The 25,899-nt window shown below is 56.7% G+C and carries 27 protein-coding genes and 1 pseudogene; 12 read left to right on the top strand and 16 right to left on the bottom strand.

What is annotated here, in order from left to right; translation table 11 throughout:
- Positions 1-41 precede the first annotated feature (41 nt).
- From KQX66_RS12015 to KQX66_RS12005, 3 genes are all read left to right on the top strand, one after another.
- Complete coding sequence (locus KQX66_RS12015; RefSeq protein ID WP_216792690.1) at positions 42-1,418, top strand: ABC transporter substrate-binding protein; 1,377 nt, start codon at positions 42-44, stop codon at positions 1,416-1,418.
- 137 nt (positions 1,419-1,555) lie between these two features.
- Positions 1,556-2,605, top strand: coding sequence for an ArsR/SmtB family transcription factor (locus KQX66_RS12010; protein WP_216792689.1), 1,050 nt, complete (start codon positions 1,556-1,558; stop codon positions 2,603-2,605).
- A 13-nt stretch (positions 2,606-2,618) separates the two neighbouring features.
- Complete coding sequence (locus KQX66_RS12005) at positions 2,619-3,866, top strand: MFS transporter (protein WP_216792688.1); 1,248 nt, start codon at positions 2,619-2,621, stop codon at positions 3,864-3,866.
- Positions 3,867-3,930: 64 nt separating this feature from the next.
- On the opposite strand, the gene KQX66_RS12000 is transcribed toward KQX66_RS12005, so the two are convergent.
- The 11 genes and pseudogenes from KQX66_RS12000 to KQX66_RS11955 all read right to left on the bottom strand — a co-directional run bounded on the left by KQX66_RS12000 (position 3,931) and on the right by KQX66_RS11955 (position 14,169).
- Positions 3,931-6,237: a glycosyl hydrolase family 18 protein gene (locus KQX66_RS12000; protein ID WP_216792687.1), complete on the bottom strand. Its 2,307-nt coding sequence runs from the start codon at positions 6,235-6,237 to the stop codon at positions 3,931-3,933.
- A 301-nt stretch (positions 6,238-6,538) separates the two neighbouring features.
- Entirely contained in the window at positions 6,539-7,330 is a 792-nt protein-coding gene (locus KQX66_RS11995) for an alpha/beta hydrolase (RefSeq protein WP_216792686.1), read from the bottom strand.
- Positions 7,331-7,499: 169 nt separating this feature from the next.
- A complete protein-coding gene (locus tag KQX66_RS11990; protein ID WP_216792685.1) occupies positions 7,500-7,769 on the bottom strand; it encodes a hypothetical protein in 270 nt (89 codons plus the stop codon).
- A gap of 63 nt (positions 7,770-7,832) precedes the next feature.
- Positions 7,833-8,435, bottom strand: coding sequence for a TetR family transcriptional regulator (locus tag KQX66_RS11985; protein ID WP_216792684.1), 603 nt, complete (start codon positions 8,433-8,435; stop codon positions 7,833-7,835).
- A gap of 106 nt (positions 8,436-8,541) precedes the next feature.
- Positions 8,542-9,705 (bottom strand): YhgE/Pip domain-containing protein, encoded by a 1,164-nt coding sequence (locus KQX66_RS11980; protein ID WP_216792683.1) that lies wholly within the window; start codon positions 9,703-9,705, stop codon positions 8,542-8,544.
- A gap of 297 nt (positions 9,706-10,002) precedes the next feature.
- A complete protein-coding gene (locus tag KQX66_RS11975) occupies positions 10,003-10,410 on the bottom strand; it encodes a hypothetical protein (protein WP_253957089.1) in 408 nt (135 codons plus the stop codon).
- 322 nt (positions 10,411-10,732) lie between these two features.
- Positions 10,733-11,368: an MBL fold metallo-hydrolase gene (locus KQX66_RS11970; RefSeq protein ID WP_216792682.1), complete on the bottom strand. Its 636-nt coding sequence runs from the start codon at positions 11,366-11,368 to the stop codon at positions 10,733-10,735.
- A gap of 40 nt (positions 11,369-11,408) precedes the next feature.
- A complete protein-coding gene (locus KQX66_RS11965) occupies positions 11,409-11,975 on the bottom strand; it encodes a thioredoxin family protein (protein WP_216792681.1) in 567 nt (188 codons plus the stop codon).
- A 91-nt stretch (positions 11,976-12,066) separates the two neighbouring features.
- Positions 12,067-12,567, bottom strand: coding sequence for a nuclease-related domain-containing protein (locus KQX66_RS37370; protein ID WP_237762957.1), 501 nt, complete (start codon positions 12,565-12,567; stop codon positions 12,067-12,069).
- 42 nt (positions 12,568-12,609) lie between these two features.
- Positions 12,610-13,206 (bottom strand): annotated as a pseudogene (gene uptA / locus KQX66_RS37365) (undecaprenyl phosphate transporter UptA); the annotation flags it as partial.
- A gap of 57 nt (positions 13,207-13,263) precedes the next feature.
- The gene (locus tag KQX66_RS11955) at positions 13,264-14,169 is read right to left on the bottom strand and encodes a LysR family transcriptional regulator (RefSeq protein ID WP_216792679.1); all 906 of its coding nucleotides are present in this window, start codon (positions 14,167-14,169) and stop codon (positions 13,264-13,266) included.
- A gap of 184 nt (positions 14,170-14,353) precedes the next feature.
- Here KQX66_RS11955 and KQX66_RS11950 point away from each other — a divergent pair, with 184 nt between their 5' ends.
- The 3 genes from KQX66_RS11950 (at position 14,354) to KQX66_RS11940 (ending at position 16,646) form a co-directional block, all read left to right on the top strand.
- On the top strand, positions 14,354-14,842 hold the full coding sequence (locus KQX66_RS11950; protein ID WP_216792678.1) for an HPP family protein: 489 nt from the start codon (positions 14,354-14,356) through the stop codon (positions 14,840-14,842).
- Positions 14,843-14,975: 133 nt separating this feature from the next.
- The gene (locus KQX66_RS11945) at positions 14,976-15,419 is read left to right on the top strand and encodes a MarR family winged helix-turn-helix transcriptional regulator (RefSeq protein ID WP_216792677.1); all 444 of its coding nucleotides are present in this window, start codon (positions 14,976-14,978) and stop codon (positions 15,417-15,419) included.
- 18 nt (positions 15,420-15,437) lie between these two features.
- Entirely contained in the window at positions 15,438-16,646 is a 1,209-nt protein-coding gene (locus KQX66_RS11940) for an MFS transporter (protein ID WP_216792676.1), read from the top strand.
- Positions 16,647-16,745: 99 nt separating this feature from the next.
- Here KQX66_RS11940 and KQX66_RS11935 read toward each other — a convergent pair whose 3' ends face one another.
- Complete coding sequence (locus KQX66_RS11935) at positions 16,746-18,332, bottom strand: copper amine oxidase N-terminal domain-containing protein (protein WP_216792675.1); 1,587 nt, start codon at positions 18,330-18,332, stop codon at positions 16,746-16,748.
- A gap of 130 nt (positions 18,333-18,462) precedes the next feature.
- On the opposite strand from KQX66_RS11935, the gene KQX66_RS11930 reads away from it, so the two are divergent.
- The 3 genes from KQX66_RS11930 to KQX66_RS11920 all read left to right on the top strand — a co-directional run bounded on the left by KQX66_RS11930 (position 18,463) and on the right by KQX66_RS11920 (position 20,327).
- A complete protein-coding gene (locus tag KQX66_RS11930; protein ID WP_216792674.1) occupies positions 18,463-18,921 on the top strand; it encodes a cupredoxin domain-containing protein in 459 nt (152 codons plus the stop codon).
- A 213-nt stretch (positions 18,922-19,134) separates the two neighbouring features.
- Positions 19,135-19,449 (top strand): dehydrogenase, encoded by a 315-nt coding sequence (locus tag KQX66_RS11925; protein WP_216792673.1) that lies wholly within the window; start codon positions 19,135-19,137, stop codon positions 19,447-19,449.
- A gap of 107 nt (positions 19,450-19,556) precedes the next feature.
- A complete protein-coding gene (locus KQX66_RS11920; RefSeq protein ID WP_216792672.1) occupies positions 19,557-20,327 on the top strand; it encodes a substrate-binding periplasmic protein in 771 nt (256 codons plus the stop codon).
- A gap of 29 nt (positions 20,328-20,356) precedes the next feature.
- Here the strand turns inward: KQX66_RS11920 and KQX66_RS11915 are convergent, their stop codons facing one another.
- The 3 genes from KQX66_RS11915 to KQX66_RS11905 all read right to left on the bottom strand — a co-directional run bounded on the left by KQX66_RS11915 (position 20,357) and on the right by KQX66_RS11905 (position 23,465).
- Complete coding sequence (locus KQX66_RS11915) at positions 20,357-21,025, bottom strand: Rossmann-fold NAD(P)-binding domain-containing protein (protein ID WP_216792671.1); 669 nt, start codon at positions 21,023-21,025, stop codon at positions 20,357-20,359.
- Between the two features lie 87 nt (positions 21,026-21,112).
- On the bottom strand, positions 21,113-21,739 hold the full coding sequence (locus tag KQX66_RS11910) for a DUF3298 and DUF4163 domain-containing protein (protein WP_216792670.1): 627 nt from the start codon (positions 21,737-21,739) through the stop codon (positions 21,113-21,115).
- Positions 21,740-21,845: 106 nt separating this feature from the next.
- Positions 21,846-23,465, bottom strand: coding sequence for a sensor domain-containing diguanylate cyclase (locus tag KQX66_RS11905; protein ID WP_216792669.1), 1,620 nt, complete (start codon positions 23,463-23,465; stop codon positions 21,846-21,848).
- A 137-nt stretch (positions 23,466-23,602) separates the two neighbouring features.
- Here KQX66_RS11905 and KQX66_RS11900 point away from each other — a divergent pair, with 137 nt between their 5' ends.
- A complete protein-coding gene (locus KQX66_RS11900) occupies positions 23,603-24,364 on the top strand; it encodes a sulfite exporter TauE/SafE family protein (RefSeq protein WP_216792668.1) in 762 nt (253 codons plus the stop codon).
- A gap of 90 nt (positions 24,365-24,454) precedes the next feature.
- Here KQX66_RS11900 and KQX66_RS11895 read toward each other — a convergent pair whose 3' ends face one another.
- Entirely contained in the window at positions 24,455-24,745 is a 291-nt protein-coding gene (locus tag KQX66_RS11895; RefSeq protein WP_216792667.1) for a hypothetical protein, read from the bottom strand.
- A 161-nt stretch (positions 24,746-24,906) separates the two neighbouring features.
- Here KQX66_RS11895 and KQX66_RS11890 point away from each other — a divergent pair, with 161 nt between their 5' ends.
- Both KQX66_RS11890 and sugE read left to right on the top strand, forming a co-directional pair.
- Positions 24,907-25,497 (top strand): TetR/AcrR family transcriptional regulator, encoded by a 591-nt coding sequence (locus tag KQX66_RS11890; protein ID WP_216792666.1) that lies wholly within the window; start codon positions 24,907-24,909, stop codon positions 25,495-25,497.
- 19 nt (positions 25,498-25,516) lie between these two features.
- Positions 25,517-25,831, top strand: coding sequence for a quaternary ammonium compound efflux SMR transporter SugE (sugE, locus tag KQX66_RS11885; RefSeq protein WP_036684908.1), 315 nt, complete (start codon positions 25,517-25,519; stop codon positions 25,829-25,831).
- The last annotated feature ends 68 nt before the right edge of the window (positions 25,832-25,899 follow it).

Raw genomic sequence — 25,899 nt, 5'->3', positions numbered from 1 at the left:
TCTATATATAAATAACAAATTAAAGGGAGAGATCAACCGAAATGAAGCACCTGAACAAAAAAAGCATGCTGCTTCTGCTGCTTGCTTTCGTCATGATGTTTATGGCGGCATGCGGAAACGGCAACGGCGGCGACAAGCCTGCAGCCGGGGGCGCCGAGAATAAGGAAGCGCCGAAAGCCGGGGAACCGGTCAAGGTCGTCTGGTGGCACTCGATGAGTGGCGAGCTAGGCAAAGCGGTGGACAAGCTGGTCGCCGATTTCAACGCCTCCCAGAAAAACGTCGTCGTCGAAGCCGTATTCCAAGGCACCTATGATGAAAGCTTGAACAAAATGAAAGCGTCCATGGATTCCAAAAGCGGTCCGGCACTCATTCAGGTGTACGAAATCGGCAGCCGCTTCATGATTGACTCCAAAGCGATCACGCCGATGCAAAAATTTATCGACGCTGACAAATACGATGTCTCCCAGCTTGAAGAAAACATTTTGAACTATTATACGGTGGACGGCAAGCTGAATTCGATGCCATTCAATACATCCAACCCGATTCTGTATTACAACAAAGACATGTTCAAAGCTGCCGGACTCGATCCGGAAAAGCCGCCCGTCACCTACGAAGAAATCGCCGAAGCAGCGAAAAAGCTGACCAAGGACGGTATAGCCGGCGCTTCCTTCGCCATCTACGGCTGGTTCATGGAGCAGTTCTTCGCGAACCAAGGCGCCGAGCTGCTGAACAACGGCAACGGCCGCACGAGCCCGGCCACGGAATCTTTGCTTGGCAGCGATGCCGGCGTCAACACGATGACTTGGTGGAAGCAAATGATCGACGACAAAACGATGCTGAACCTCGGCCGCAAAACCGACGATACGAAAAAAGCGTTCGCCGCCGGCCAAGTCGCGATGACGCTCGATTCAACCGCTTCCCTGCGCGGGATTGTCAGCGCAGCGGAAGGCAAGTTCCAGGTCGGCACGGCCTTCCTGCCGAAGCCGAAGGACGCGAAGGATGGCGGCGTCATCGTCGGCGGCGCGAGCCTGTACATCTTGAACAACCGTTCCGAAGCGGAGCAGAAGGGTGCATGGGAGTTCATCAAATTCCTCGCCGATCCGAAGCAGCAAGCTTACTGGCACGTCAACACGGGCTACTTCCCGATCACGAAAAAAGCGTATGACGAGCAGCTCGTCAAGGAAAATCTGACCAAGTATCCGCAATTTAAAACAGCGGTCGACCAGCTGCACCAAACGAAAGCGAACAAAGCGACGCAAGGCGCGGTTATGGGCGTGTTCCCGGAAGCCCGCCAGCTTACCGAAGGCGCAATCGAAGAAGTGCTGAACGGCAAGAAGTCTCCGAAAGAAGCGCTGGATGACGCAGCTAAAGAAATATCGTCGAAGCTTGCGCAATACAACAAGACGGTAGCGAAATAACGATTCACCTGGCCGACGGTCTCCCTCAAAAAGGAAGACCGTCGGTCTTTTTCGAATTCAAATTCTAAAAATATTGAATTTTAAATTCCAATGTTATAGAATGCATGAGAATCATTTAATTCGAAGAGGTGATTGGGTTGGACATCATTCAAGCCACCGGACGGAAGCGGGAGACGTATCAAGTGCAGCTCGACTATTCGCTGCTGTGGGAATGCGCGATGGGGATTGCGGCTGTGACGAACACACCGCTTCTTCATACGCTGGAGAAGCCGACGGAACATTGGAGGAAGCTCAAAGCATCGTTGTCCGAAGACATGCTGGGGCACTTGGCTTTTGTAGAGAAGCACAATACTTGGAAGGCTTTGCTCCAGCTGCTCCATCAGCAGGCTTTCGCTTCCCTGCCCGATTTTCTGGCCTATATCGAGCGTTTGGCCCCGGAGGAGCTGAAAAGCATCTGTCTTCCCTATCTGGGAAAAGAGCACCAGAACTCGCGCAAGCAGGCGGCTTCCGGCGACAGAAAGGCCTTGCAAAAGCTGCAGGAACTCGCGAACGGGAACCCGTTTTTTCCGGCCTATATCGATTTTATCTGCACAACCGATCCGGCAGAGCTGAAGCGTCATCTCGCGGAAGTGATGTCAGGCTGGCACGAGACGGTTATCGAGCCGGAAGCGGAGCAGCTCCTTGCCGTTTTAACCAGAGACGGCGAAGCCAAGCGCAGCATGCAGCAGAGGATGACCCCGGAGGAGCTTGTCGAATGGGCTACGGGCGGTGTCGCGTATTCACCGGAGCCAAGCGTTCACCAGGTGCTTCTCATCCCGCAAATCGTCTATCGGCCATGGAACATCGAAGCGGATATCGAAGGAACGAAGGTATTTCATTATCCTGTTGCAAGCGAAAGTATCCATCCTGCCGACAAATATATGCCTGACACATCGCTCGTTCTTAAGCATAAGGCGCTCGGCGACGAAATCCGTCTTCGCATCGTCAAGCTGCTGTCCGAAGAGGACCGGAGCCTGCAAGATCTGACAGATCGGCTGAATATCGGAAAATCGACGATTCATCATCATTTGAAGCTGCTCCGCGCCGCAAGGCTGGTCGACATCCGCGATGCCAAGTACCGTGTCAAGACGAAAGCCATCGATACGCTGGCCCAGGAACTGGCCGATTATTTACGACAAGGCGAATAAAGGTGGGCGGAACATGGAAGCATCGGCTGCCGGACGAAGCCACGAGCCTTCGCTGCCGGAATTCAAAAGAAATTACCCGGTCTTCCGCTTCGTAGGAAGCAGCTTTATTTCCTACTGCGGAGATCAAATTCAGCTTATCGCGATTCCCCTGCTCGTTCTAGCGATTACGGGGTCACCGGTCAGTATGGGAATCGTTACGGCGCTCGAACGTCTTCCGGTGCTGCTGCAGCCCTTGACCGGCATCTGGTCCGACCGGTTGAACCGCAAAACGCTGCTGCTGCTCTGCGATCTCGGCAGAGGCGTCATTACGGGGCTGCTGGGCCTTCTGTTTATCATGGATTCGCTGGCTATGTGGCACGTGTACATCGGCGCCTTGGCCGCAGGCGTGCTCGGTCAAATCTATACGACGGCGCAAATCGCCTCCGTGCCGAATCTCGTCCGAAAAAGCGATCTGCAGACGGTGAATGCGGTCAATTCGGGTTTTGCGAACTTGGCCGTTCTTGCAGCGCCCGGTCTGGGAGGAATGGTAATCAGCTTATACAATCCCGGATATGCAGTGCTCGTTAACAGCGCCACTTTTTTCATCTCGTTTCTGACGGTTCTCAGCCTTCCTATCCGGAAGACGACTGCAGGCTCCCAAACGGCAAACGGCATGTATGCGGATTTAAAAGAAGGCTTTCAGTTTGTCGTGCGGACGAAGCCGATTTTATTCACGAACCTGGCGATGCTCGTATCCGTCTTCGGAACGACGCTGTTCCTGACGATGATGGTATTTCATCTCAAAGAAACGATTCAGCTGCCTGTCGGCCGCATCGGCTGGCTCTTGTCTGCGGGAGGACTGGGGGCTGTCGGGGGAGCGCTGGTGACGGCCGTGCTGCGAAAACGGTTCTCTTACCGGGCCATTTTATTCGCCGCTTCCTGTCTGGGCGGGTTGTCCGTCATCGTCTTCAGCCAGTCGCAGACTTACGCCATGCTGCTGCTGTCGAATGCAGCCGGGACGATCGCCGCCTCCGCCATGAATCCGTGCATCGTGACGATCCGGCAAACATTGACGCCCGACCGGCTGTTAGGACGCGTTCAGGCGACGAGCCGGTTTATGACGTGGACGCTGATGCCGGTGGCGGCTTTTTTGGCCGGTGTGCTGGCCGAACGGCTCGGGACGCATGGGACCATTTTGCTGGGCGGCTTGCTTTCCACGGCCGGTTCGCTGCTGTACCTGCACCCGTCGTTAAAGGATAAACAAAAGACCTCCGCCCGATGAGGGCGAAGGCCGGAAATCATTAGTGCGGTATGAAGCGTATGCGGTGCTCTTGTTGTCGGGTGTTTTACGGATTCAGACCGTTTTTCACGATCGTTTGCAGCGTTTTGTTGCGGTCCTGCGTTACTTCCCACGTCATGGCGCCGGCAAGGCCTTTGGACTTGATGTAATTGACCTTGTGCTGAATCGATTCGGCGTCGTCGTACGAGATGAAGATGCCGCCGTTCGGCTGATACAGGAACGGTGTTTTGGTTACGTTGTTCCAGTAGCGCGTATAGCCGTTCTTGTTGATGTAGTTGGCTTCCAGATCGTAGAAATCGAACGATCCGTTCTCCCACGTTCCTTTCTGGGATACGCCGGCGCACTGTTGATACTGGCCATTGTTTGCCGAGGCGCAGCCCTGCCAGCCTTTGCCGTAGTACGGGATACCGAGCACCAGCTTGGAGGCGGGCACGCCGGCGTTCAAATGATTATCGACCGCCTTGTCGACGTTGAAGTTGACCGGATCTTCGCTGTTATCCGCCGGGTCGAAATAGAGCGGAGCGTTGTGTCCGGACTTGGATTCCCAGCCGCCGTGGAAATCGTACGTCATGATGTTGATCCAGTCGAGCGTTTGCGCGATCTTGGACAGCTCCGTGTTGTTCACGTAGTTCGGGCCTGCCCCGGAAGCAATCGTAAGCAAGTACTGCTTGCCGTCGGCCGCACCGGCGGCATTCAGCTCGTTTCTGACTGCCTGCAGCAGCAGCGTGAAGTTTTGCTTATCCTCCGGACGCTTGCTGTTGCCTGCCAAACCGCCGCTGACCGGATATTCCCAGTCGAGATCGACACCGTCAAATTGGTATTTGCGGATGAAGTCAACCGCCGATTTGGCAAAATTGGACCGTGTCGCCGGATCGGCCGCCACGTCCGAGAACCGGTTGGACCAGCTCCAGCCGCCGACAGAAATGAGCGTCTTCAGATGCGGATTCGCCTTCTTCAGCTTGATCAATTGATTGAAGCTGCCCTTGAGCGGCTGATCCCACGTATCTCCCGGATACGACATGCCGGTATCGGCCCATGTATCGCCCTGAACGATAGATCCGTTCGGTACGTTGATATTGCCCTTCTCATCGGCGCAAGCCCAGGTTTGCGGGTTCGGTCCGGTCGGATCCGGATTGCCGTGTTTGCCGTTCCAGCAAATGTCCGCAAAAGCATAGTTGATATGGGTAACCTTCGAAGCGTCGATTTCCGGCACTTTGAAGTTGCGACCATAGACTGCCCAAGCCGGGTAATACGTGACGATTTTCTTGCCGCCACCGCCGTTGCCGGATGTCGTAACCGTGACGGCATTGCTTGCAGCGGATACGTTGCCGGCAGCGTCTTTGGCTTTCACCGTAAACGTATACGACGTTGAAGCCGTCAGACCGGTTACCGTGTACGAGGTCGTGGCAACGCTTCCAACAAGCGTGCTGCCTTGGTACACGTCGTATCCGGTTACGCCGACATTATCGGTCGATGCCGTCCAGGTTAACGTCACGCTGCTCGACGTTACGTTGGAAGCGCTAACACCTGTCGGCGCCGTAGGCGGGGTTGTGTCGTTCGACGTCCCGTTCGTCTTAACGGAGATGGCATTGCTCGCAGCGGATACGTTGCCGGCAGCGTCCTTTGCTTTTACCGTAAACGTGTACGAGGTCGACGGCGTCAGGCCGCTCACGGTATACGAAGTCGTGGCAACGCTTCCAACAAGCGTGCTGCCCTGGTACACGTCATATCCCGTTACGCCGACATTGTCGGTCGATGCCGTCCAAGTTAGCGACACGCTGGTCGACGTTACGTTGGAAGCGCTAACACCTGTCGGCGCCGTAGGCGGCGTCGTGTCGGTAGGAGCCCCGTCCGTCGTGACGGTGACGGCATTGCTGGCGGCCGATACGTTGCCGGCAGCGTCCTTCGCTTTTACTGTAAACGTGTAAGAGGTCGACGGCGTCAGGCCGCTCACGGTATACGAAGTCGTGGCAGCGTTTCCAACAAGCGCTCCGCCTTGGTACACGTCATAGCCCGTTACGCCGACGTTATCGGTCGATGCGCCCCAGGATAAGCTGACGGTGGTCGATGTTTTCCCGCTAACGCTCAAATTGGCCGGTGCGGTAGGAGGCTGGGTATCCGTCCCGCCGCCGCTATGCAGCTTCCACAGGGCGGGAACGTTCGGCGGTTCCCATCCGACGAGCGAGGTGTGGGGTTGAATACATTGGTAATCCGAGCCTCCGTAGGAGACAATGTCACCGGCTTTGTACGAGGTATTCGGCGCCCAAGCCGCAGCGGCGAAGGCAGCCGCAGGCAGCAGCGAAGCCAGAAGCACGACGATCAGCAGCAGCGCCCAAGCTTTTCGTTTCATCATTAACTACAACAGCTCCTTTGTTAACGTTTTACTTTCCGGCATACAGTCCTTAGCAATCGGGCTGACATCAGCGTCGGTTATCGGCAGGTATCCCTCCTCTCATCATTCTAGCTTCCATTATCAGGGATGGCTCCCACGTTGTAACGGATAATTTCCTCCAGAAAGAGGGATAAATTTCTATAATATCCCTGTGAATACCCGGATAACCGGCAAAACATCCTTGTCCTGTAAGAACAATCAACAAAAAAGCCTGGATACGCCCGCCAAACGGAGCATACCCAAGCCTATAAGCCAATCCTTTTTAGTTGTTCACCATACCATTTTCCAGCGGCAGCCAATTCAGCACGCTTTGAATTTTACGGTCCCAATAGCCCCAATCATGAGCCCCGGGCTCCTCCTCGTAAGTAAGCTCTAGCCCGAGCTCCCGGCAATGATCGCGGAAACGGACATTGTCCTCGTACAAGAAATCTTCCGTGCCGCAGCATTGATACAGCTTCGGCTGCTCCGCATCCGAACGCGCCAATCCGGACGCCAGCGCGAACAATTCGTTATCGCTGCCGCGCAGGCTGTCCGCCGACCCGAATATCGCGGCCGCTTCCTCCCGGGACAGCCGTTCCCGCGCCATCGCTTCGATATCCGTTACCCCGGACAAGCTGGCGGCCGCCCCGAACCGCTCGGGATGACGGAGCCCCAGCTTCAGCGCGCCGTATCCGCCCATCGACAGGCCGGCTACAAAGGTGCGTTCCCTCTCCTCTGCCAGCGGGAAGAAAGACCTCGCAAGCGCGGGCAGCTCTTCGCTGACGAACGTCCAGTATTTCGGACCGCTCGCCATGTCCGCGTAAAAGCTGCGATGCACAGCCGGCATGACCACCGCGAGTCCGAGCGGGGCCGCGTAGCGTTCGATCGATGTCCGGCGCAGCCAAATCGTATGATCGTCCGAGAGGCCGTGCAGCAAAAACAGCACCGGGTGCTTGCCTCCCGTACTGCGGTTGTTCAAGCCGATTTGACCCACCGTCGTCTGGGGCAATAAAACGTACATCGACGTGGACAGGCCCAGCGATTCGGAGAAAAAGTGACAATCGATAAAAGCCATGCAAAGTTACCTCCCGTTGTATCGGATCGTATCCGTCATTTCCCAAACCCAGTATACCGCTTCGGACAAAACCGTGCCAACGAAAACCTGCTATGGAAACGGCGGAAGCGGAATAAACAGCTGCGCGCAAAAAAAGCCCGATTCCTCCGAACCCGGCATCCGATTCGATTTATAGCATCCGCCTCCGCTTGCGGACCGGTGCCCTTCTGCCTCGCTTTCCTCCGACCGATCTGTTCCTTGTGGACTTCATCGCTTCGCTCAGCCTCGCTTGCTGCTCCGCTGCAGCCACATTCGCCTCGGCAATCAGGTTGGCCGCCTGCTTCAGCACCGGGGACATCTGCTTCGCCGACCGGTAGATCGAATTAAGTTTGTCGAAAGCGGTCAAAATTTCATCCAGACTTTCGTTAACGCTTCGGAATACCGTAGGCAGCTTGCTCACCCTGCGCTCTCCCCTCTCGTTTATTCTTCTTGTTTTATTGTATGGGAGAGGCGCCCGAGAGGTTTAGGCGGGTGACCCGGGCGCGCCAAGCGCCTTTAAAATAAAATGCAGGGTATGCTCCGCCGTCTCGTCTGCAAGCAGGTCCGGCAGCGACAGCAGCGTCCGACCGCAGCCGATTTGCTTGTGAGCGAGCGTCGCCCCCATGACGAACAGCAACGCTTGATCCAGCGATTCGTAATGAAACAAGCCTTCCTCCCGCCCTTGTTCCAGCAAATTGCGGGCCGTGCTCCAGACAGGAGAGGTAAAGGAGTTTACCACCTCGGCACGCGGCGTATTCAGGACCATTTCTTGTTGAATGATCGTGCTCAACTCCCGGTCGGTGAGGCTGAAGCGGACGATTTCCCGGACAATGAGACTAAGCCCCCGAACCGGGTGAGCGAAAGCGGCTTCGTCTCCGGAAAGCTGCTGCCGGCCTGGAAAAAAATGCTCGAAAATGGCATGAAACACTTTTTCCTTGCCGCCGAAATAATACGAGACCAAGGCGACGTTCGCGCCCGCCTCCTCGCAGATTTGCCGGACGCTCGTCCCTTCGAAGCCTTGCCGGGAAAACAGCTTCTTGGCGGCGTATAAAATACGCATTTTCATATCCGTTTCCGTCTGGGTCAACTGAAGCGTCCCCTTCCGTTTTGACTGTAGGTTTCATTATTGTACCACAAAACCGGAAGGCGGACCGGATCATGCCCAAGCTCCGGCCGTTTGCCCCGGTTTCCGATTATGCGTTAGCGGCCGCTGACACCGCGGGCTTCACGGCGGGACGTCCTTCCCTGCGCAATCCGGTGGCAGCCAAGCCGACAACGAGGCAGCAGAGCATGATGGCTACGAGCGCCCCCGCATCGGCCGATACGGACGGACCGCCGAACAGCACGTTCATGCCGCCGTCCACCGCATAAGTCGCAGGCAAATATTCGCTAAACGTATGATAGAAGCCCCCGAGCAGTTCCCGCGGCACCATGGCCCCCGACGAAACCAACTGAATCGACAGCATCGCAATATTGAAAAGCATGCCGGCCATTCCGAAGACGATCAGGAACATTTGCGAGAAGAACATGAACGTCATCAGGAACAACGCCTGGAACAGCCACAGCGAGACGAAACCGGCGGCGGTCTGACCGCCCATTGCCACGACCAATGACGAGCCGATCAGCGCGATGAACACGGCGGATACGACGTTGATGATGACCCGTGCGCCGAACTTGCTCCATCGGGAAAAGCTCGGGCCGAGCATCGCGGTCGCCTGCTGCAGGTTCATCCCCATAATCATCGCTCCGACATAGGAGGCGAGCACCATCATCATCGGCACCATTTGATTATGCATGCCTTGAACCGGATTGACCGACTCGATGTTGGACTGCACCTTATCGGATATCCCTTGCGCCACGCTCTGCGCCTGGGCTGCGGGCACGTTCGCTTGAACCAGCACAGCTTGCATACCCATCGCCGCGGCTTCCTTGCCGACCGTTGCGGTTACCCCATTCGCGACGCCCTGCATGATGCTTTTGATCAGCGCGGGATTGGATTCATTGATGTAATAATCGATCCGACCCTTCTCTCCTTGCGCCTGCAGCTGCTTGGAAAAATCGGCCGGAAGATGCAGCACCATCTGCACCTCCCGGTTGTTCAGCTTCTCTTGAGCCCGGCTCAGCGACGGCTCGCTGATCATGCGAAACGGCAGCGACGATACAAGCTGCTCCTCCACCCGCTTGCCGACGCCTTGATCCTCGTTAACGACGGCGATTTTGAGCTGCTTGACGTTCTCGTTCACTCCTTGATAACCGGACATCCAGACGAGACTGAAAATAATTTGGAACATCATCGCCGTAACGATCCCGATAATCGTCGCCGGCTTTTTCAAATACGCGCGCAAAGCTTGAAACATCGTGTGTACTCTCCTCTAGTTATGTATTTAATTAAACATTTATTTAAATTAAACGTTTGTTTAAAACAATAACACGTTAAATTTCGTCCTGTCAACCCGTTTTTCCACCCTCGCAAGGCTCCCTGCACACTTTGCGGGATGGGACGGTTTCGCCGATTGCGGTCGAACCGTCGTAACGCGCGGCATCAGCGAGTGATGCTCAGATCGGAGGACGACCGGGCGTTACTGCAGGGAGCCTTGGCATAGCGGCGGTGGAGCCGGCAGAAAACTACCGAGCATGACCGCCTGCGCTACGCGTCAGCAATGGTGACGGTGCTTGCTGCGCAGGACGATGACCAGCAAAATAAACAAGACGAGGATAATGCCTGTCGACGTCCCGCACCCGAACCAAGGATAGAAATGGTGGCGTCTTTTCTTCTTCTTCGGGAAGAAAACGTTGATCTCATTAAGGTTGTGAACATTTGCCGCCGGATAGTTCGACGTAGGAGCTACGTATGCAGGCGAGATGGCTGTCGGCATCGGAGGCATATTCGCCATGGGCGCCATATTCGGCATTGGCGCTATATTCGGCATCGGGGCCGCGAAGGGAGCGATATTCGGCCCTGGCGCCGAAAACGGCGATACACTAGGGGAAGGCGGAAAATTCGACGATAATGGCGACATCGAGCTCTGTTTAGGGAACACATTCGGTTGAAACTTTTCCATACAGATGAACACCTCCGTGAAATTTACCCAAATTGCAAAGTCGGCAGCGTCGCCGTACCCGCAACTTGCAGTCGCTTGGACTGGTTACGTGTTCCTATCGAACACACCATCAGTCTATGGTGTAGCACCCATAGGGAACACGGTATTCACCTAGCCTTGCAAAATTAGACGCTTGCCCCGGGCAGACTCCGACAGGACTTCGGATCGTCAGAACGGACAATCTTCAGCGGTTCCGGCAGATGCGCAAAGGCATTAACGGAGGTTTGTCCGGGAGGAATAAAAAAAACGACCGCCCGGAACGGGACAGTCGTTTCGTTGTGGTTTATAGATACGGGTTGTGCTCGCGCTCGTAGCCGATCGTCGTCCGGGTTCCGTGCCCCGGGTAGACGATCGTCTCATCCGGCAGCTTGAACAGCTTGTCATGAATCGAGTCCAGCAGATCCTGCTCATCTCCGCCGGGCAGATCGGTGCGTCCGACCGACAGCCGGAACAGCACGTCGCCGCCGAACAGATGATTTCCGTAGAGCAAGCTGACGCTTCCGGGAGAATGGCCTGGCGTATGCAGCACTTTGAAGACGATGCCGAGCAGCTTAAGCTCCTGACCGTCGTCCAGCGCATACTCCGCCGGGTCGGTCGTGATCGGTCCGCACAGCTCCGGCCACATCACGGAGCCGTTGCGCTTCGGGTTCATCAGCCAGTCCGCTTCCGCATCGTGCAGGTACACGGGACAGCCCTTCAGACGGCGCACGGCGTCCACGCCTCCGATATGATCGAAATGAGCGTGCGTCAGGACGATCGCTTCAATCTCCATGCCTGCGATCCGCTTGAGCAGCGGCTGCGGGTCCATCCCGGGATCGATAACGAAGCCGCGGTTCTCCTCGGGCAGAGAGACGAGATAAGCGTTCGTTTGCAACGGCCCGAGCGAAAAGGCTTCGATTTTGATTTGTCTCGTTTCCATACGTTGGACGAACTCCTTTACGTATACGTCGGGTGTCGGACTAGAATGAGGATAGCAGCTCGCGCAGTTCTTTCACGATCACCGTCTGATAGCCGGTTCCTTCGCCGTACTGCTTGACCATTTCCTGGCGGGCGATCTGGATTTTATCGTTATAATCCGGCGCTTCGCGGTCCGGGTTCTCCTGCTTGAACTTCGTCATGACCGCCTGCACGTGCGCCGGGCGCGGCCCCCAATGGCCGAGGACGAAACCGCTGAAATCGGTAAAAATAATGATCGGAATCGCTTCTCCGCCGCCGGTCAGGAACTGGGCCATCACGTCCGGGTGCTCTTCCTTGATCAGTACCTCCGTCGGGATGCCGGAGATTTCGAGCGCGCGGAACACGGCAGGAACGTTGCGCACCACGTCGCCGCACCAGTCCGCCGCAAGGATAAGGCAGCGAAGATCGTCGCGGTTATTGAGCGATTCGAAAAACTCCTTGTCCTCTTCGCTTTCCCATACGAACAGATCGTACCACTCTTTAAATTTCTCCTGATTTTTAGTCATGCCGTCCGTAAACTGCTGCGGGGACAAGCCTTGGCGCAGCTTGGCGCTCAAGTTTTTGCTCATAACGTTTCTCCTCCTTCGGAATGTTCACACTATGGTTCATTGTACCAAAAAAAAGAGTCCGCTCCAATCAAAAGGAAACGGACCGGGCACGCTATTTGCTGTTGTCTTTGATCAATTTTTCGATGGACGCTACCTCGGCGGCGCTTAATGTCCGCTTCGGCTTGTACGTCTTGATGTGATGGACGAGGCGATCCAGCTTGAGCGTCGCAAAAGCCGGGCTCGTCCCGACAAGACGGCAGTTCGGGTGGGTGAAGCATACGATGCCGACTAAATCGGCCTGTATCCGGTGCTGCTTGAACAGCTCCTTCAGCACGTATTCGTGCCGGTACAGCTGCGCCGTCGGATCCTGGCTGTGCGGCTCGTCCTGCTTTCCGCGGTCGGACCGCGATTTGACACGTTCGACCCCTTGACCGGTAAAATGGATGTCCCCCGACCAATGCTTCGAGTCGATATGAAACACTCCGTTAGGCCCGACCACGATATGGTCGAATTCCTGCGTGCCGCCGCCCGCATGTACGCGGCGTCCGTGCAGGACGCGGTATTCTCCGCCGATATATTTGAGCTGATGGGCCGTACTTTTCTCGCCTTCCACACCGTAGCCGTTGTTCGTGTCGGCGCGGTGACCTTTTTTGCCGCCGGACTTTTTGCGGGTAAGCACTTTCCACAGCACATACAGCACCGTAATGACCGCAACCGCGATCAGAGCAGGCTTCGTGTAAGGAGCCGCCACTTCGTCAATCTGCTCCCAGTTGTCCCCAAGCGCCCGTCCAAGGTAAACGAACAGAATCGCCCAAGGAATTGTGCCAAGAAGCGTATAGAACAAAAACTTCCACATGGGCATCCGCGCCATACCCGCAGGGATGGAAATCGCCTGCCGCAGCACGGGGACGAACCGGGCCAGAAACACCATGCCGGGACCGTACCGGTTGAACCAGCCCTCCGCAATATCGAAATGCTTGCTCTTGATATGGAGAAACTTGCCGAATTTGTTCAAGGCCGGCCTGCCGCCGTAACGCCCAATCCAATACAAGATCACTTGTTGAAACATGCACCCGATCGTGCCGAATACGATGGCGCCGATCATCGATACTTCGCCGCGGGAAACCAGGTACCCTCCGAAAGCGAGGACAATTTCGCTCGGAATCACTTCGAGCATCAAGCCCAGCAGTATTCCCCATACGCCCAGCCCTTCGATAAACAGAAGCGCCGATTGAATCAAGTCATGCAGCATTGCTCAGCCCTCTTCCTCTCCGAATACGTATTGGTCCGTTCTCTCTCTCAACCTATCCTATTCTATCATAACCTCTTCCATGCCGCACCCCAGCAAATATCGGTGCAGCAGCTGCGCCGCCCGGCTTGCCTCTCGCGGCTTGTGACGGATTAAGCCGTGGCAGATCGGCTGCCTGCCGAGCGGCGCGCACTCCGCCAGCACGCCGGCCGCCAGCTCCGCCGCTACGGCGGAATGTGGAACAAGCGCAAGCGCCCATCCGCTGCAGGCGGCGCGCTTGATCATGTCCATGGAGGCGAATTCCGCCCGCCCGGCCGGAGCCATGCGCTGCGCGGCAAGCTGAGCCTCGGCGGCCTGCGAGTACATGCAGCGTCCGCCGAAGCCGACGATGCGCATCCGGCGGATCGCGCTCCAGCCCTCGCGGCCGACGGCCTCGGCCTCGCGCGGCGCGGCGATCCACAGCAGCTCGTCTTCGAGCAGCGGATCGAAAGTGAGATCGGCGGCGCAGGGGTCTGCGGGAACAAGCCCCATATCGGCCTGGCGTGACCGGACGGCTTCCAGCGTTTCCGCTTGAAAGCCGGCTTCGACCTGCACATCGATGTCCGGATACGCCTCCATGAACGATCGGAGCGGCCCCCACAGCGAAGCCGCGGCGAACGATTCCAGCACCCGCAGCCGTACGATTCCCCGGGGAGCGCCTTCCTCGTTCATTTCTTCCTCCAGCTCGCGGCCGAGCTGCATAAACCGGCGCGCGTAAACCTCCAGCCTGCGGCCCGCTCCGGTAAGCTCCACACCGCGGGGAAGCCGGTCGAAAAGCTTCTGCCCGGCCGCTTCCTCCAGCTGACGCATTTGCGAGGTTACCGTGGACTGCACATACCCGAGCCGCTCGGCGGCTTTGCTGAAGCTTTTCTCCTCCAGCACGGCAAGAAACGTCACTAAAAAACGGCCTTCCAATTTTTCAATCATACGTTATACGAGCTCCTTTTTCCTAAGGTTTCATGGATGGACGAAAAAATACGACAAATGAATTTAAGACATCGATAAATAAAATGAGTATCATCGATAACATTCGTTTCACAAATGGATTACTTTCATGCTAGCATAACGTTAATCATTTGGCCAATACGATTTGGATAAAGGAGAATGTCCCATGAACCCATCCTCAACAACGCCGTCGGCGCTGCGTAAAGGAATCGCCTACGGACTGCAGGGAGCCGGCGCGTTCCTTGCCGTGCTTGCCGCTCTGCTGCTCGGGCAATGGAGCGAAGTCGCTCTCCTGATGGCTCCCTTCGGCGCCTCATGCGTGATCGCTTTCGCGATTCCCGATAGCCCGCTTGCCCAGCCGCGCAGCATCGTCGGCGGCCATCTGCTCAGCACCGCCATCGGGCTCGTCGTGCTGCACACGGCAGGCTTTCACGCCTGGTCCGCCGCGCTTGCCCTGGGGCTGTCCATCGTGGCGATGCAGTGGACGCGTACGCTGCATCCGCCTGCCGGCGCCGATCCGCTCCTCGTCATGATGGCCGGTTCCGCCTGGAGCTTCTTATGGAGCCCGGTGCTGCTCGGCTCCCTGCTGATCGTTGCCGTCGCCTGGGGTTACCACCGGGTATGCCGCCGCACGTATCCGCAGCGCTGGCTGTAAACCCGGCGCGACGACAAACAAAAACAGGTTTCGACACAGACCTCTGCGTCCGCTGTCGAAACCTGTTTACTTTTTTACATGTCAGACTTATAATTGTTATGACAATTAATTCGGAATAAAGGAAGTGCTGCGATTGAATCCTAACCTGCACGAATGGTCGATCGGCTTTATTATCGGTCAAACGCACCGGAAGATGCTGAACGTCCTGACCTCGCGGCTGAAAGAGCACGACATGACGCCGGAGCAATTTTCGGTGCTGTGCCGCCTGCACGAATCGGACGGCATCAGCCAGAAAGAAATCGCCGACCGTACGGTGAAGGACCAGCCTACGACCGCACGCATCCTGGACTGTCTCATCCGCAAACAACTGGTGCGCAAGCAAACGAGCGAGACGGACCGGAGATCGTTTCTCGTCTATTTGACGGAGCAAGGCCGGCATAAGCTCCAAGTACTGATGCCGATCGAAAGGCAAACGATCGAAGATATTTTCTCTTGGATGTCCGATTCGGAGCTCGAAGCCTTCCGACAGACTCATCTGCGGCTGATCGTCCATCTGGATACTCTACTGAAACCTTAAGACTAGGAGAATCGCTTCATGAAGGAACAACAAGACCTACCTGCTTCCAAATTATGGACCCGGGACTTCGTCCTGCTTACGGTCAGCAATTTATTTTTGTATTTGAATCTGCAAATGATCACTCCGTCGCTGCCCGCCTATGTCACCGAACGGTTCGGGGCGGGCCAGTGGACGGTCAGTCTGGTCATCAGCCTGTTCGCTTTATCGGCCATCGTCACCCGCTTCTTCGCCGGCTCCTGGCTTAAACGCGGTCGAACCGCTCTCATCCTGCTGCTCGGCCTTACCGTCTATATGCTGGCAACGGCCAGCTATTACGCCGCCGGTACGCTGGCTTTATTTCTGCTCATCCGCATCTTGTACGGCATCGGCTTCGGCGTGTCCAGCACAGCGTTCGGCACGATGGTGTCCGATATCATTCCGATCCGGCGGATGGGCGAAGGGATGGGCTACTTCGGCCTGTCGACGAGCCTGTCGATGTCGGCCGCGCCGGTCATCGGGCTGTGGCTGCTCGGCAGCTACGGGTTCGATACGCTGATCCTCGTCTCGACACTGCTCGCGATCCTGATCATCCCGCTGTCGCTGCTGATCCGCAGCACCCCGTCCGCTTCGAAGCCGGCAACCGCCCCTTCACCAGCCGCTGTTCCGGATACGCGCGGGACGTACAAACAGGTGGCGCTGCCTTGTTTTCTGAACATGCTGCTCTCGATTACGTACGGGGGCTTGATCAGCTACCTCGCCTTGTTCGGCAAAGAGGTGCATATCGGGAACGTCGGCTGGTTCTTCCTATGCAATGCCGGGGCGGTGCTGCTTGTTCGCCCGGTCGCCGGTAAAATTTTCGATAAAAAAGGCCATTTCGTCGTCCTGCCTCCCGGCGCGCTCATGGTGGCCGTCGGACTCGTATTGCTGTCGTATACATCCAGCATGACCGGACTTCTCGCCTCGGCGTTGTGCTACGGCATCGGCTACGGCATTTTGCAGCCTTCGCTGCAAGCCTGGACCGTGAAGCAGGTAAGCCCCGAAATGCGCGGTACGGCGAACGGAACGTTCTACAACTCGATCGATCTCGGGATCGCGCTCGGCTCCCTGCTGCTCGGCGGCATCGCTTCGGGGACAAGCTATTCCACGATGTATTTGCTATCGGCACTGGCGATGCTTCTGTTTCTGGCCATCTACGTCTCGGGCACGCTGGTCAAAGGCAAGCCCCAAGCCTCCGCGCTGCGTAAATAATAGTGTGCCGCAATTGAGCTGCCTGCACCAAAAGGATCGCCTTCTATTCGGCCGACAGCCGGGAGGGCGATCCTTCTTTTATCCATGCTTGCCGGATGGCTAGGAACGTTCCTCAACGGTCGTCGTCAAGCGAATCGACCCGTCGTCTTTGCCAAGCTCCGCTTTCCAACCTGTCATTTCGCAGAGAACGTCAATCGGCACCATGATGCGCCCGTCCTGCATGACGGTCGGCGCCCCTCCGCCCGATTTCTTCCTGCCGTTGACTTCCGCTTGATCCGAGCCAACCGGGAAAGACGCCTGATTGCCGTCCCAAGCTAACCGCGTCGTATTCGTCATCTCATCCCACGTCACCGTGGCGCCGACAGCTTCGGCGACGACCCGCAGCGGAATATAGATGACGCCCTCTTGAAGCGAGGGAGAAACGTCCATTCGGACCGTCTGGCCGTTTACGGTCAGTTCCGTTTCGCCGACTTGCATCGTCACGGTTTTCTGTACGGAGGCCGGAGCGTCCGGGAATCGGTCGGGGTACTGGTCCGAGATTCCTTGCGCAAGCAGGTCGGCTATCGGGAGCATTTGGGCATAGGCCGTCTCCATATTGGCATAGGCGGCAGCGTACTCGCCCAGCACATCATGGTCAAGGGCTAGGGTCACTTGCCCGATCTGCGTGTTCAGACCGTTCATCAGCTCCGGCTTGCTCCCGTGCTGCGGGTTCGCATTCGCGAAAAATTGCGCCAGGTCCGCCTGAGCCTTCTCCAGATTGCCTGCCGCGATTGTCCGCGCCGACTCGTCTTTGGATGCTGCCGCCTTGGCGTAATCCAATATACAGCGGGTACGGGAGGTCCATGCCCTTCGAAACGAAGCACCGGCCGTCTCCCCGTAAACGGAAGCGACGGCGGCCGCCAGATCCTCCGCATTCTCATTCAGCGCCGCAGCCGCCTGATCGAAATCGCTTGCGCCGTCGATGCTTTTCTGCATCGCAAATGCGGCTGTCAGCGCATGCTCGCCAAGCAAGCGGCCGAGCGCCGCACGCAGATCGGCCTTGCGGGTCTTCATGCCGGACGCGTCGAACCGGTCCGGCGATTGCGCAGCCATGCCCGCCGCCAGCAGATCGGCGCTTGCCACCGCGTGGGCGTAAGCTTCGCGCATCGCTTTATACGCTGCCGCGTAATTTTTGTCCGCATAGGCATCGAATGCTTGAAGCATCAGATCGGTATGCCGCTTCGGCCCTTCTTCCAGCCCCGCTCCCAGATCCGGAAGGAGCCGCGTCCAAAACAGCGCCAACTCCTTGGCGTAAGCCTCCAAGCCGTTCGCCGTCTGCGTCCGTGCCGTTTCGTCGCCTGCCGCAGCCGCTTGCGCATAGTTGAGCAAAGCCTCGACATACGACGACCAAAGCGGCTCGAAGGTTTTGGCGGCCTCTTCCCCGTATGTCGACCGCAGCGTGGCTGCCAGCCGTTCGGTATTTTTGCCGAGCCCCGCAGCGGCCTGTTCGCGATCGGCCGCGCCGTCGTATCGTTTTTGCATCGCAAAAACAGCCAGCAGCGCATGCTCGCCAAACAAAGCGTCGAGTCGAACCCGCAGCTCTGCCGCCGCGTCCCGCGCCGATACGGCCTGCGCTCCTGTAGTGTACGGCATGAGCAGAACGAGGCACAGCCCCAGCAGGGCCAGCTTACCTTTTAAGCGCATCATGGATCGTCCTCCCCCGGTGTTCGAGTTAAGAACCTTTACCCCGCGCTCCACGGTTTGAAACCGATCCGGCATGTTCAGACAAGCACCCGAATATACTCCTACAAACGATCCGAAACCGAAGGGGATGCCGATGACGAAGGTATATGTGCTGAGCCAAAAGGGACTGAAGGGATTGAAAATCGGAGCCGCCGCCGTACTGTTGGCCGGTGCCGCGCTGCTCTTCTGGGAACGCGAAACGATTCGGGCCGCGATGAGCCCTGCCGGACCCGAACGGACGATCCAGCTCGTGACCGGCGAGTTCAAATCGACGACATCGGACGGCAAAACGATCGAAGCTTACCGCTGGGACCCGGGAACGATCTATATGAAGAAAGGCGAGCGCATCCGGCTCAGCATCTACGGCGTCAACGGCGCCAGCCATCCTTTTATCATCGAAGGCCTTAACATCAAAGGGGAGGTAAAAAAAGGAAAAGAAACCGTCGTTTCGTTCCGCGCCTCCAACCCGGGCGTCTACCGGATCATCTGCTTGACCCATCCCGATACGGCGCACAACGGACCGATGGTCGGCTACCTGGTCATCGACGAGTAGACGCCGCCCCTTTTTAAGAAAAACTCCTTATCGGAGTCCATTCAAAGAAGCCAGACCGTTTTTAGCGGAAGTTTTTCTTGGTACAGAAAGTCGCAGTCCGCTTTAATGCTTTAGCGAACTTAAACTTTCTGTAGCGTTCAAAAACCGCTGTCGGCAGTACCCGCCTGCCCTTCTTCCGCATAGCATAATGGCAGGAAGGAGATGCCGCTATCAATGAATCCAGCAAATCAAATGAAGCACAGCCGGCCTTACCCGTCCGCCCGGCAAATTCGCCGCACCTGCAGCCGGGAGCTTTACCGCGCCCGCAAAAAGCTGGGACGTTACATCCCTCAGCAAGCGGTAGCGCAGGCGGAGGAGCTGTATTACAAAAAGGTGCTGCTAAACCTGCCTTATATTGCGGAACACGCGGACAATCGAAAGGTGCTGGCCGATTGGTTCGACGAGAACGTCTGCGGCGAAGTGGCCGCCTTGTGGGAAGTGGAATCGGACGCTTTGGCCAAAGCGTTCCGGGACTCGTTCGGGGGCTGACGCCAAGCGGGCCCCTCTTTTTTTATCTGCCCGGCAGCCGGATTGCATAACCGTCCCTCGGAAGACAAACAATACCTTTGTTTACCTGAAAAGGAGGTACGAAGGGAATGGATGTCGCAATTCGCAGCGGACGGGGAATCGGACTGCTGGCCGTCCTCTTGACGCTCCTGATCGCGGGATGCGGCGGGGAAAAACCTGTCAAAGTCGGGATAGAAAGCAATTTCCGCCCGTTCACGTATACCGAGAACGGAGAGAGCAAAGGGTTCGAAGTGGAGCTGTGGAGAGCTATCGCGCAAAAAGCGAACTTGCCATACGAGCTTGTTCCGATGACGCAAGGGGAGCTGAACAAAGCCGTGAAATCCGGCCAAGTGGACATGGCGATCGCGGGGATGACCGTCAACAAAGCCCGCAAGGATAATTTCGCGTTTTCCGATCCGTATTTTCAGACCGGACTGGTCCTGCTTACCGCTTCGGACAACGAAGAGATCAAGAGCAAGGACGATCTGAAAGGAAAAATCATCGGAACCAAGAGCGGCTCGACCTCTTATATTTATGCCGGCGGAATCCAAGGCACCCAAGAGGTCCGGGGCTATCCCGATATCTCGGATGCTTACACCGATTTGAAAAATAAAAAGCTGGACGCGGTCATTTTCGACGAGCGCAACGTCCACCATTTCCTGCAGAACGACGGGGAAGGCAAAGTGAAGATGGTCGGGGAAGTGTTGAACAAAGAAAGCTACGCCGTTGTCACGAAAAAGAAAAACAAGCATCTCGGGAGAATCAACAGCGCTATCGAGGCTCTCGGCAAAGACGGAACGTACGAAGCGTTGTACGTGAAGTGGTTCGGCAGCAAGCCTAAGAAGCTGCCGGGCCAGTAGTCCTTTCAGGCCGCGACCCGCGGCCTTTTTCATAATTCGGAAGCCAGCGCTTCGATCCGGTCCGACGGGTACACATGAGTGCCCGGGGCGCCGCGAAGCGCCGCTTCGAGCATGCCCTTGGCCACCGTTCGCGCGGCGATCGGCTTGTACGGCCGAAGCGGCCCGCGCATGGCAAAGCCGGCGACTTGGGACAGAAGCGCAGCCATGCGCTCCCCGAAGCGGACCTCTTCCCGCTCGCCGAGCAGCAGCGAAGGACGGAAAATATGCAGCGACGGCAGCCCGAGCGCTCGGAGCCCCTCTTCGGTTTCGCCTTTAACCCGGCTGTAAAAAAAGGCCGACTGCTTGTCCGATCCGATGGCCGTGACGACGAGAAATTGCGCGGCGTCTGACACGGATGCCAGCCGGCCGAGCTCCATCGGATAGCCGTAATCGACCTTGCGGAACTGCTCCTGCGACTTCGCTTTCTTGATCGTCGTCCCGAGAGCGCAGAACACGTCGGCGCCCTCAAAGCCGCCAGCCGCCTCGTCAGCCAGACGGTCGAAGGAAATGACGCGCTGTTCGAGCTTCGGATGCCGGATTCCCGAGTCGGTCCGTACCAGCGTGACCACCCGGTCGTAAGCGGGGTGCTCCAGAAGCAAGCTTACCAGCTCGCGCCCGACAAGCCCTGTGCTCCCTGCGACGATGGCATGCTTGGTCATAGTTTCGCCTCGCCTTCCTAAGGTTATCGAATTGCAGCAACAAAGCCGGCGACCCTCCGGAAGCGGCGCCGGCGACCTAAAAACCGTTCAACGGTAGGCCAACAAAGCGACCGGACCGTTCGGATCGAGAATGTCCGCGACTTCCGTAAAAGGGATTTCAAACGTCGGAAAACCGTAGGCATACGGCGTATATTCGTAAAGTTGAAAATAAATGCCGATGGCACGGTCCGTCAAATAAAAGTCTTGATCGGGACGGATCGAATGAAATTCCGCGATCATCGGAATATCCTGCTCCTTGAACCTGCGGCGGATAATCGCGGACAGCCGGCGGACATAATCGCTTCCCGGCTTGAACAAGTCCTTTATTGGATACTCCCTACCGTTCCGCAAATTAAACGTCTGCGAGCTCTGGTAGGTAAGGCCGTGCGCCGCTCCCTGAGAGTATCCGTAAACGTCGTACAGCAAGCTGAGCAGGCCGTTTTTATGCAGCTTGACCTTATAGCTGCCCGATACCGTTCTGGTCTGGTCCTGCACATAGTCCTGCTTGCGGATCAGCTTGTAGATGGCGTCCAGAATCGAATGATTGACGCTTCGCTGGACAACCAGGTTTTGAAGTCCCAGCACCTGCGGATATTTCACGTCAAGTCGGGGCTTCGTCAACCGGCGGGTCACGATGCGCTCCCGTCTTGCCCGTTCATATTCCTCCCATTCCACTGCGTCCCTGCCTCCTTAAGCGCCCCAAGGCCGATGAACCCAGTATATGCAGGCTTTCGCCCGGAGGTGAAAAGGCAGGTCCCGCTCCTGAACGCATGGCGTCCGATCAGCCGTCTCCCGGCGGACCGGATTCCCATTCGACCCGGTTGCGGCCGAGCTGCTTGGCCAGGTATAGCGCTTTGTCCCCTTCTTCGATCATTTGCTCCAGCGGCAGTTTCGCGTCCGCCCCTTCGACCAAATCTGTGCACACTGCGCCGCCGATGCTAACCGTCAGCTCGATACGTATGCCGTCTGCCTCATAGGGCTCCGCGGCGACGGCCCGGCGGATTGTCTCCGCCAAGGCTCTGGCCTGCACGGTGTCCAAACGCAGCGCAAGCACCATAAATTCCTCTCCGCCATACCGGGCAGCTAATTCGTCGCCTCCCGTCTGCCTCTGCAGCACTCCCGCCACATGCCGCAGCACCCGGTCTCCGACCAAATGGCCATGCGTGTCGTTGACCTGCTTGAAATAATCGATGTCGATTAACAGCACCGAGCAGGGATACCCCGCTTCCAAGGCCCGAAGCAGACGCTGGTTGCCGTTCTGCATCATATACCGGCGGTTGTATAGTTCGGTGAGCGGATCGATCATAGCCGACTCCTCAAGCAGCTTGACTGTCGTTTTCAGCTTACGGCTCATCAGGTTGTACGTATCGCACAGCTCCTGAAGCTCGGCAGGGGCGTGCTTGAAGACGGCCGGGTCGATGCGGTATCCGTATTGCCCCTCCTTGATGATGCGGGTGCCCTGCAGCAAAAATTCAAGCGGACGTTCGATCCGCCGCGTAAGAATAACGATGCCGCTGAAGCTTAGCATCAGCGTGGCCAGCGTTATGGCGATAAAAACGAGCATCAGCCCGTACAAATTCGAATATAGTTCCTTCTTGCTCACTTCGCCTACCAGCAGCCAGCGGTGGCCGGCTATCCACTGGTACGAACCGAACACGATGTCTCCCTTGTAGTTGGCATATGCCTCCTTCGAGACCGCCTGCACCGAGGCCCGGCGCGTAATGTCCGTCGAGATCGGCTGCGCGTTCTGGCGTACGTCGTCGATAAAGCGCGGCTTCGTCATCGGTACGCCGACCCGGTCGAGGAGATAAAAGTCCGCCGTCTCCCCGGAATGCAGGGAACCTACCACTCGCTGAATCGTCTCCAGCTTGACCGAACCAAGCAGCAGCCCCGTCCATCGTCCCCCTTCGTCATAGGTCGGGGCGGAGAAAATAATGACCGGCTCGCCGGATGCTTTGCCGATGATGACATTGGACATCGACGGTTTGCCCTGTTTCGCCGCCCAATAGTAATCGCGCTCGTTGACCTGAAGGCCCGTAGCCGAATAGGTATCCACTTCCGTGATACCGTCAGCGTTCACATAGGATAGCGAAGCGAAGTCTCGCTGCAATATGGTGAAATCGCGGAAAATTGCCTCCATCAAGGGCTTGTTCAGCGTTCTGACGGCCTCATCCTCGGTAAGCAGACGCATATCCAGCTCCCGCTCCTGCACCCACCGGTCGATGAACAACGTCTGCAGATTCAGCTTGTCCGACAAATTGCGCAGCGCCTCTGCCTGAGCTTCCTGCTGATACAATATATAAAAGGCGATGTTGATCGAAAGCCCGAGCATGAGAATGGCCAGCGCAATCCACAGACGAAAACGCTGCTTCACCGTCCGGGGCCGCATGAAGCGAATCATGGACCCTCTCCTCTCTCCCAAGTAATGTCCCCAACAAATTAACATTGTACAAGCCTGTATTTTTTTTTATACTTTAGAATGCATTATTAGTTTCGGTTCACCAGTATTTGACTTGACGTCGTAAGGAGAAATTGCTCGTGGAACTGCCCTCATTTGATATGATTTTGTTTCTTGTTATTGTCGGGTTCGCCGCCGCCTTCATCGACTCCGTCGTCGGTGGAGGAGGACTCATCGCCGTTCCCGCGCTGATGTTCACCGGACTTCCGACCAATATGGTGCTCGGAACGAACAAGCTGGGGGGAACGCTATCGTCGTTAACCAGCACCGCCTCTTTTTTATTTTCCGGCAAAATTAACGGCAAGCTGGTGCTGCTCCTGTTTCCGTTATCCTTCATCGGGTCGGCTCTCGGCACGTATACGATCCATCTGGTCCCGTCCACCTTCTTGAAGCCGCTGGTGGTCGGTCTGCTGATCGTCATTCTCATCTATACGCTGCTGAAAAAAAACTGGGACGGCTCGGGACAGCAGGTCCGGTTCACGTTCGCCCGCGGGCTCGCGACGGCGGTATGCGCGTTCGCTTTAGGTTTTTACGACGGATTTTTCGGCCCTGGCGCCGGCTCGTTCCTGCTTTTTCTGTTTCTGATGCTGGGCTTTGATTTTGTGGGCGCTTCGGCCAATGCCAAGGTGCTCAACTTCGCCAGCAACGTCGCTTCCTTGGCGTCGTTTTTCTGGTTAAAGTCGGTGCATCTCGGCTACGGTCTGCCAATGGGCCTAGCCATGATCGCCGGCTCGCTTGTCGGCTCGCAGGTTGCCATCCGTAAAGGCTCCAAGTACGTGAAGCCGCTGTTTATCGGAATTACCGCCATTTTGATCGGCAAGCAAATCTGGGATATGCTATAAACGCCGCAGAGAGGTCGTTACGCCTGAAGAAAACAGGCTTGCGACCTCTCTGCATAGCATTCGACATTTTCCTTCCAATCCCTCTTTTTCTCATCCGCCAAACACCATGCAGGTGGACAGATGATCCGTCGGCCAAATTTGCCTCTTCTGATTGCTGGCCAGCTCGGCGAACGGATCGCGGACCACGTGCGGATTGCCCACCGGACGAAGGTCCTCCCATACGCATTCGACGCCTTTCCCGCTCGCTTCTCCCGCATACATGCGGCATCCGCTGCAAAAAGCTTGTTTCTGTTCATCATCCAGCTTCACGACTCTATTCCGCAGACAGCAGTACACCCGGCCGTCCGGATCGCTCAGATTGATATGTCTCACTTCTCTCATGTGCATGCTCCTTTCCGTTGAACACTAAAAAGGTAATACCCATTATATATTCGGACGAACCGGGATATGTGTAATTTTTTTAAAAAGCGGGTTGATCCTGAAGGAAAGTTGTTCTATAATGAATTCAACCTAATTATCGTTAGTTAGGAAGGTGCTTGTTTATGACAGTTCACAAAATCAAGGCATCCGCGCTGCGGCTCTTCGCGCAGAACAGCTACGACGCGGTGCCGCTATCGGAAATCGCCAAGGAGGTCGGGATCAAGACGCCTTCGCTCTACGCGCATTTCAAGAGCAAGGAAGAGCTGTTTCTGGCCGTATACGACGATTGCCTGGCCGAGCACGCCTCCCGTGTCCGGCAATTGACCGAGAAGCTGACCGGGCTCGACACGGAGCAAAAGCTGCGGACGATTCTGTATGACGTGTGCCGCACCTACTTGCTTAGCGAGGAATACTCGACCTTTCTTAAGCGGACGATGATGTTCCCGCCGAATGCGCTGCAGGAGGTGCTGCGCGAACGGTTTGCCGCATCGGAGGAGCAGCTTACCGGGCTGCTGCAGAAGGTTTTCGAGGAGGGCATGGCTTCAGGCATGCTGCGACGCGAGCGCTCCGAGGATTTGATCGCCTCGTTTTACTGCCTGCTGGACGGGTCGTTCCTGCAGCAGTTCTATTACCGGCCAGACGACTGGGAGCATCGGCTGGCAGCCGTTTGGGGAATCTACTGGAAAGGCATTGCGGAAGACAGGACATCGTAGAAGGGAGCGGATGATGATGATGGCATGGGTTTATTTGACGATTGCAGGGGTTATGGAGGTCGTATGGGCGATCGGCTTAAAATATACGCAGGGCTGGACCCGGCTTTGGCCGAGCGTCGTGACGATCGCAGGGATGATTGTCAGCTTTTATTTTTTGTCTCAAGCGCTCAAGACGCTGCCGATCGGTACGGCATACGCGATATGGACCGGCATCGGCGCGTTAGGTACGGTCATTGTGGGGATGTTTTTTCTGGGCGAGCCGCGCGATCTGCTGCGTGTTCTGTTCCTGCTGTGCATCGTCGGCGGCATCGTCGGTTTGAAGGCAACGGCATAATTCCATACGGCGCACGCCAAACGGCAAAGAGCCGCTGCTCCAAATGGAGTGGCGGCTCTATTGCTGCG

This window comes from Paenibacillus oleatilyticus (assembly GCF_018998565.1).
Classification (GTDB): domain Bacteria; phylum Bacillota; class Bacilli; order Paenibacillales; family NBRC-103111; genus Paenibacillus_G; species Paenibacillus_G oleatilyticus.
Note: the sequence above shows the minus strand (reverse complement) of the source record. Positions and strands in the feature narration are given on the sequence as shown.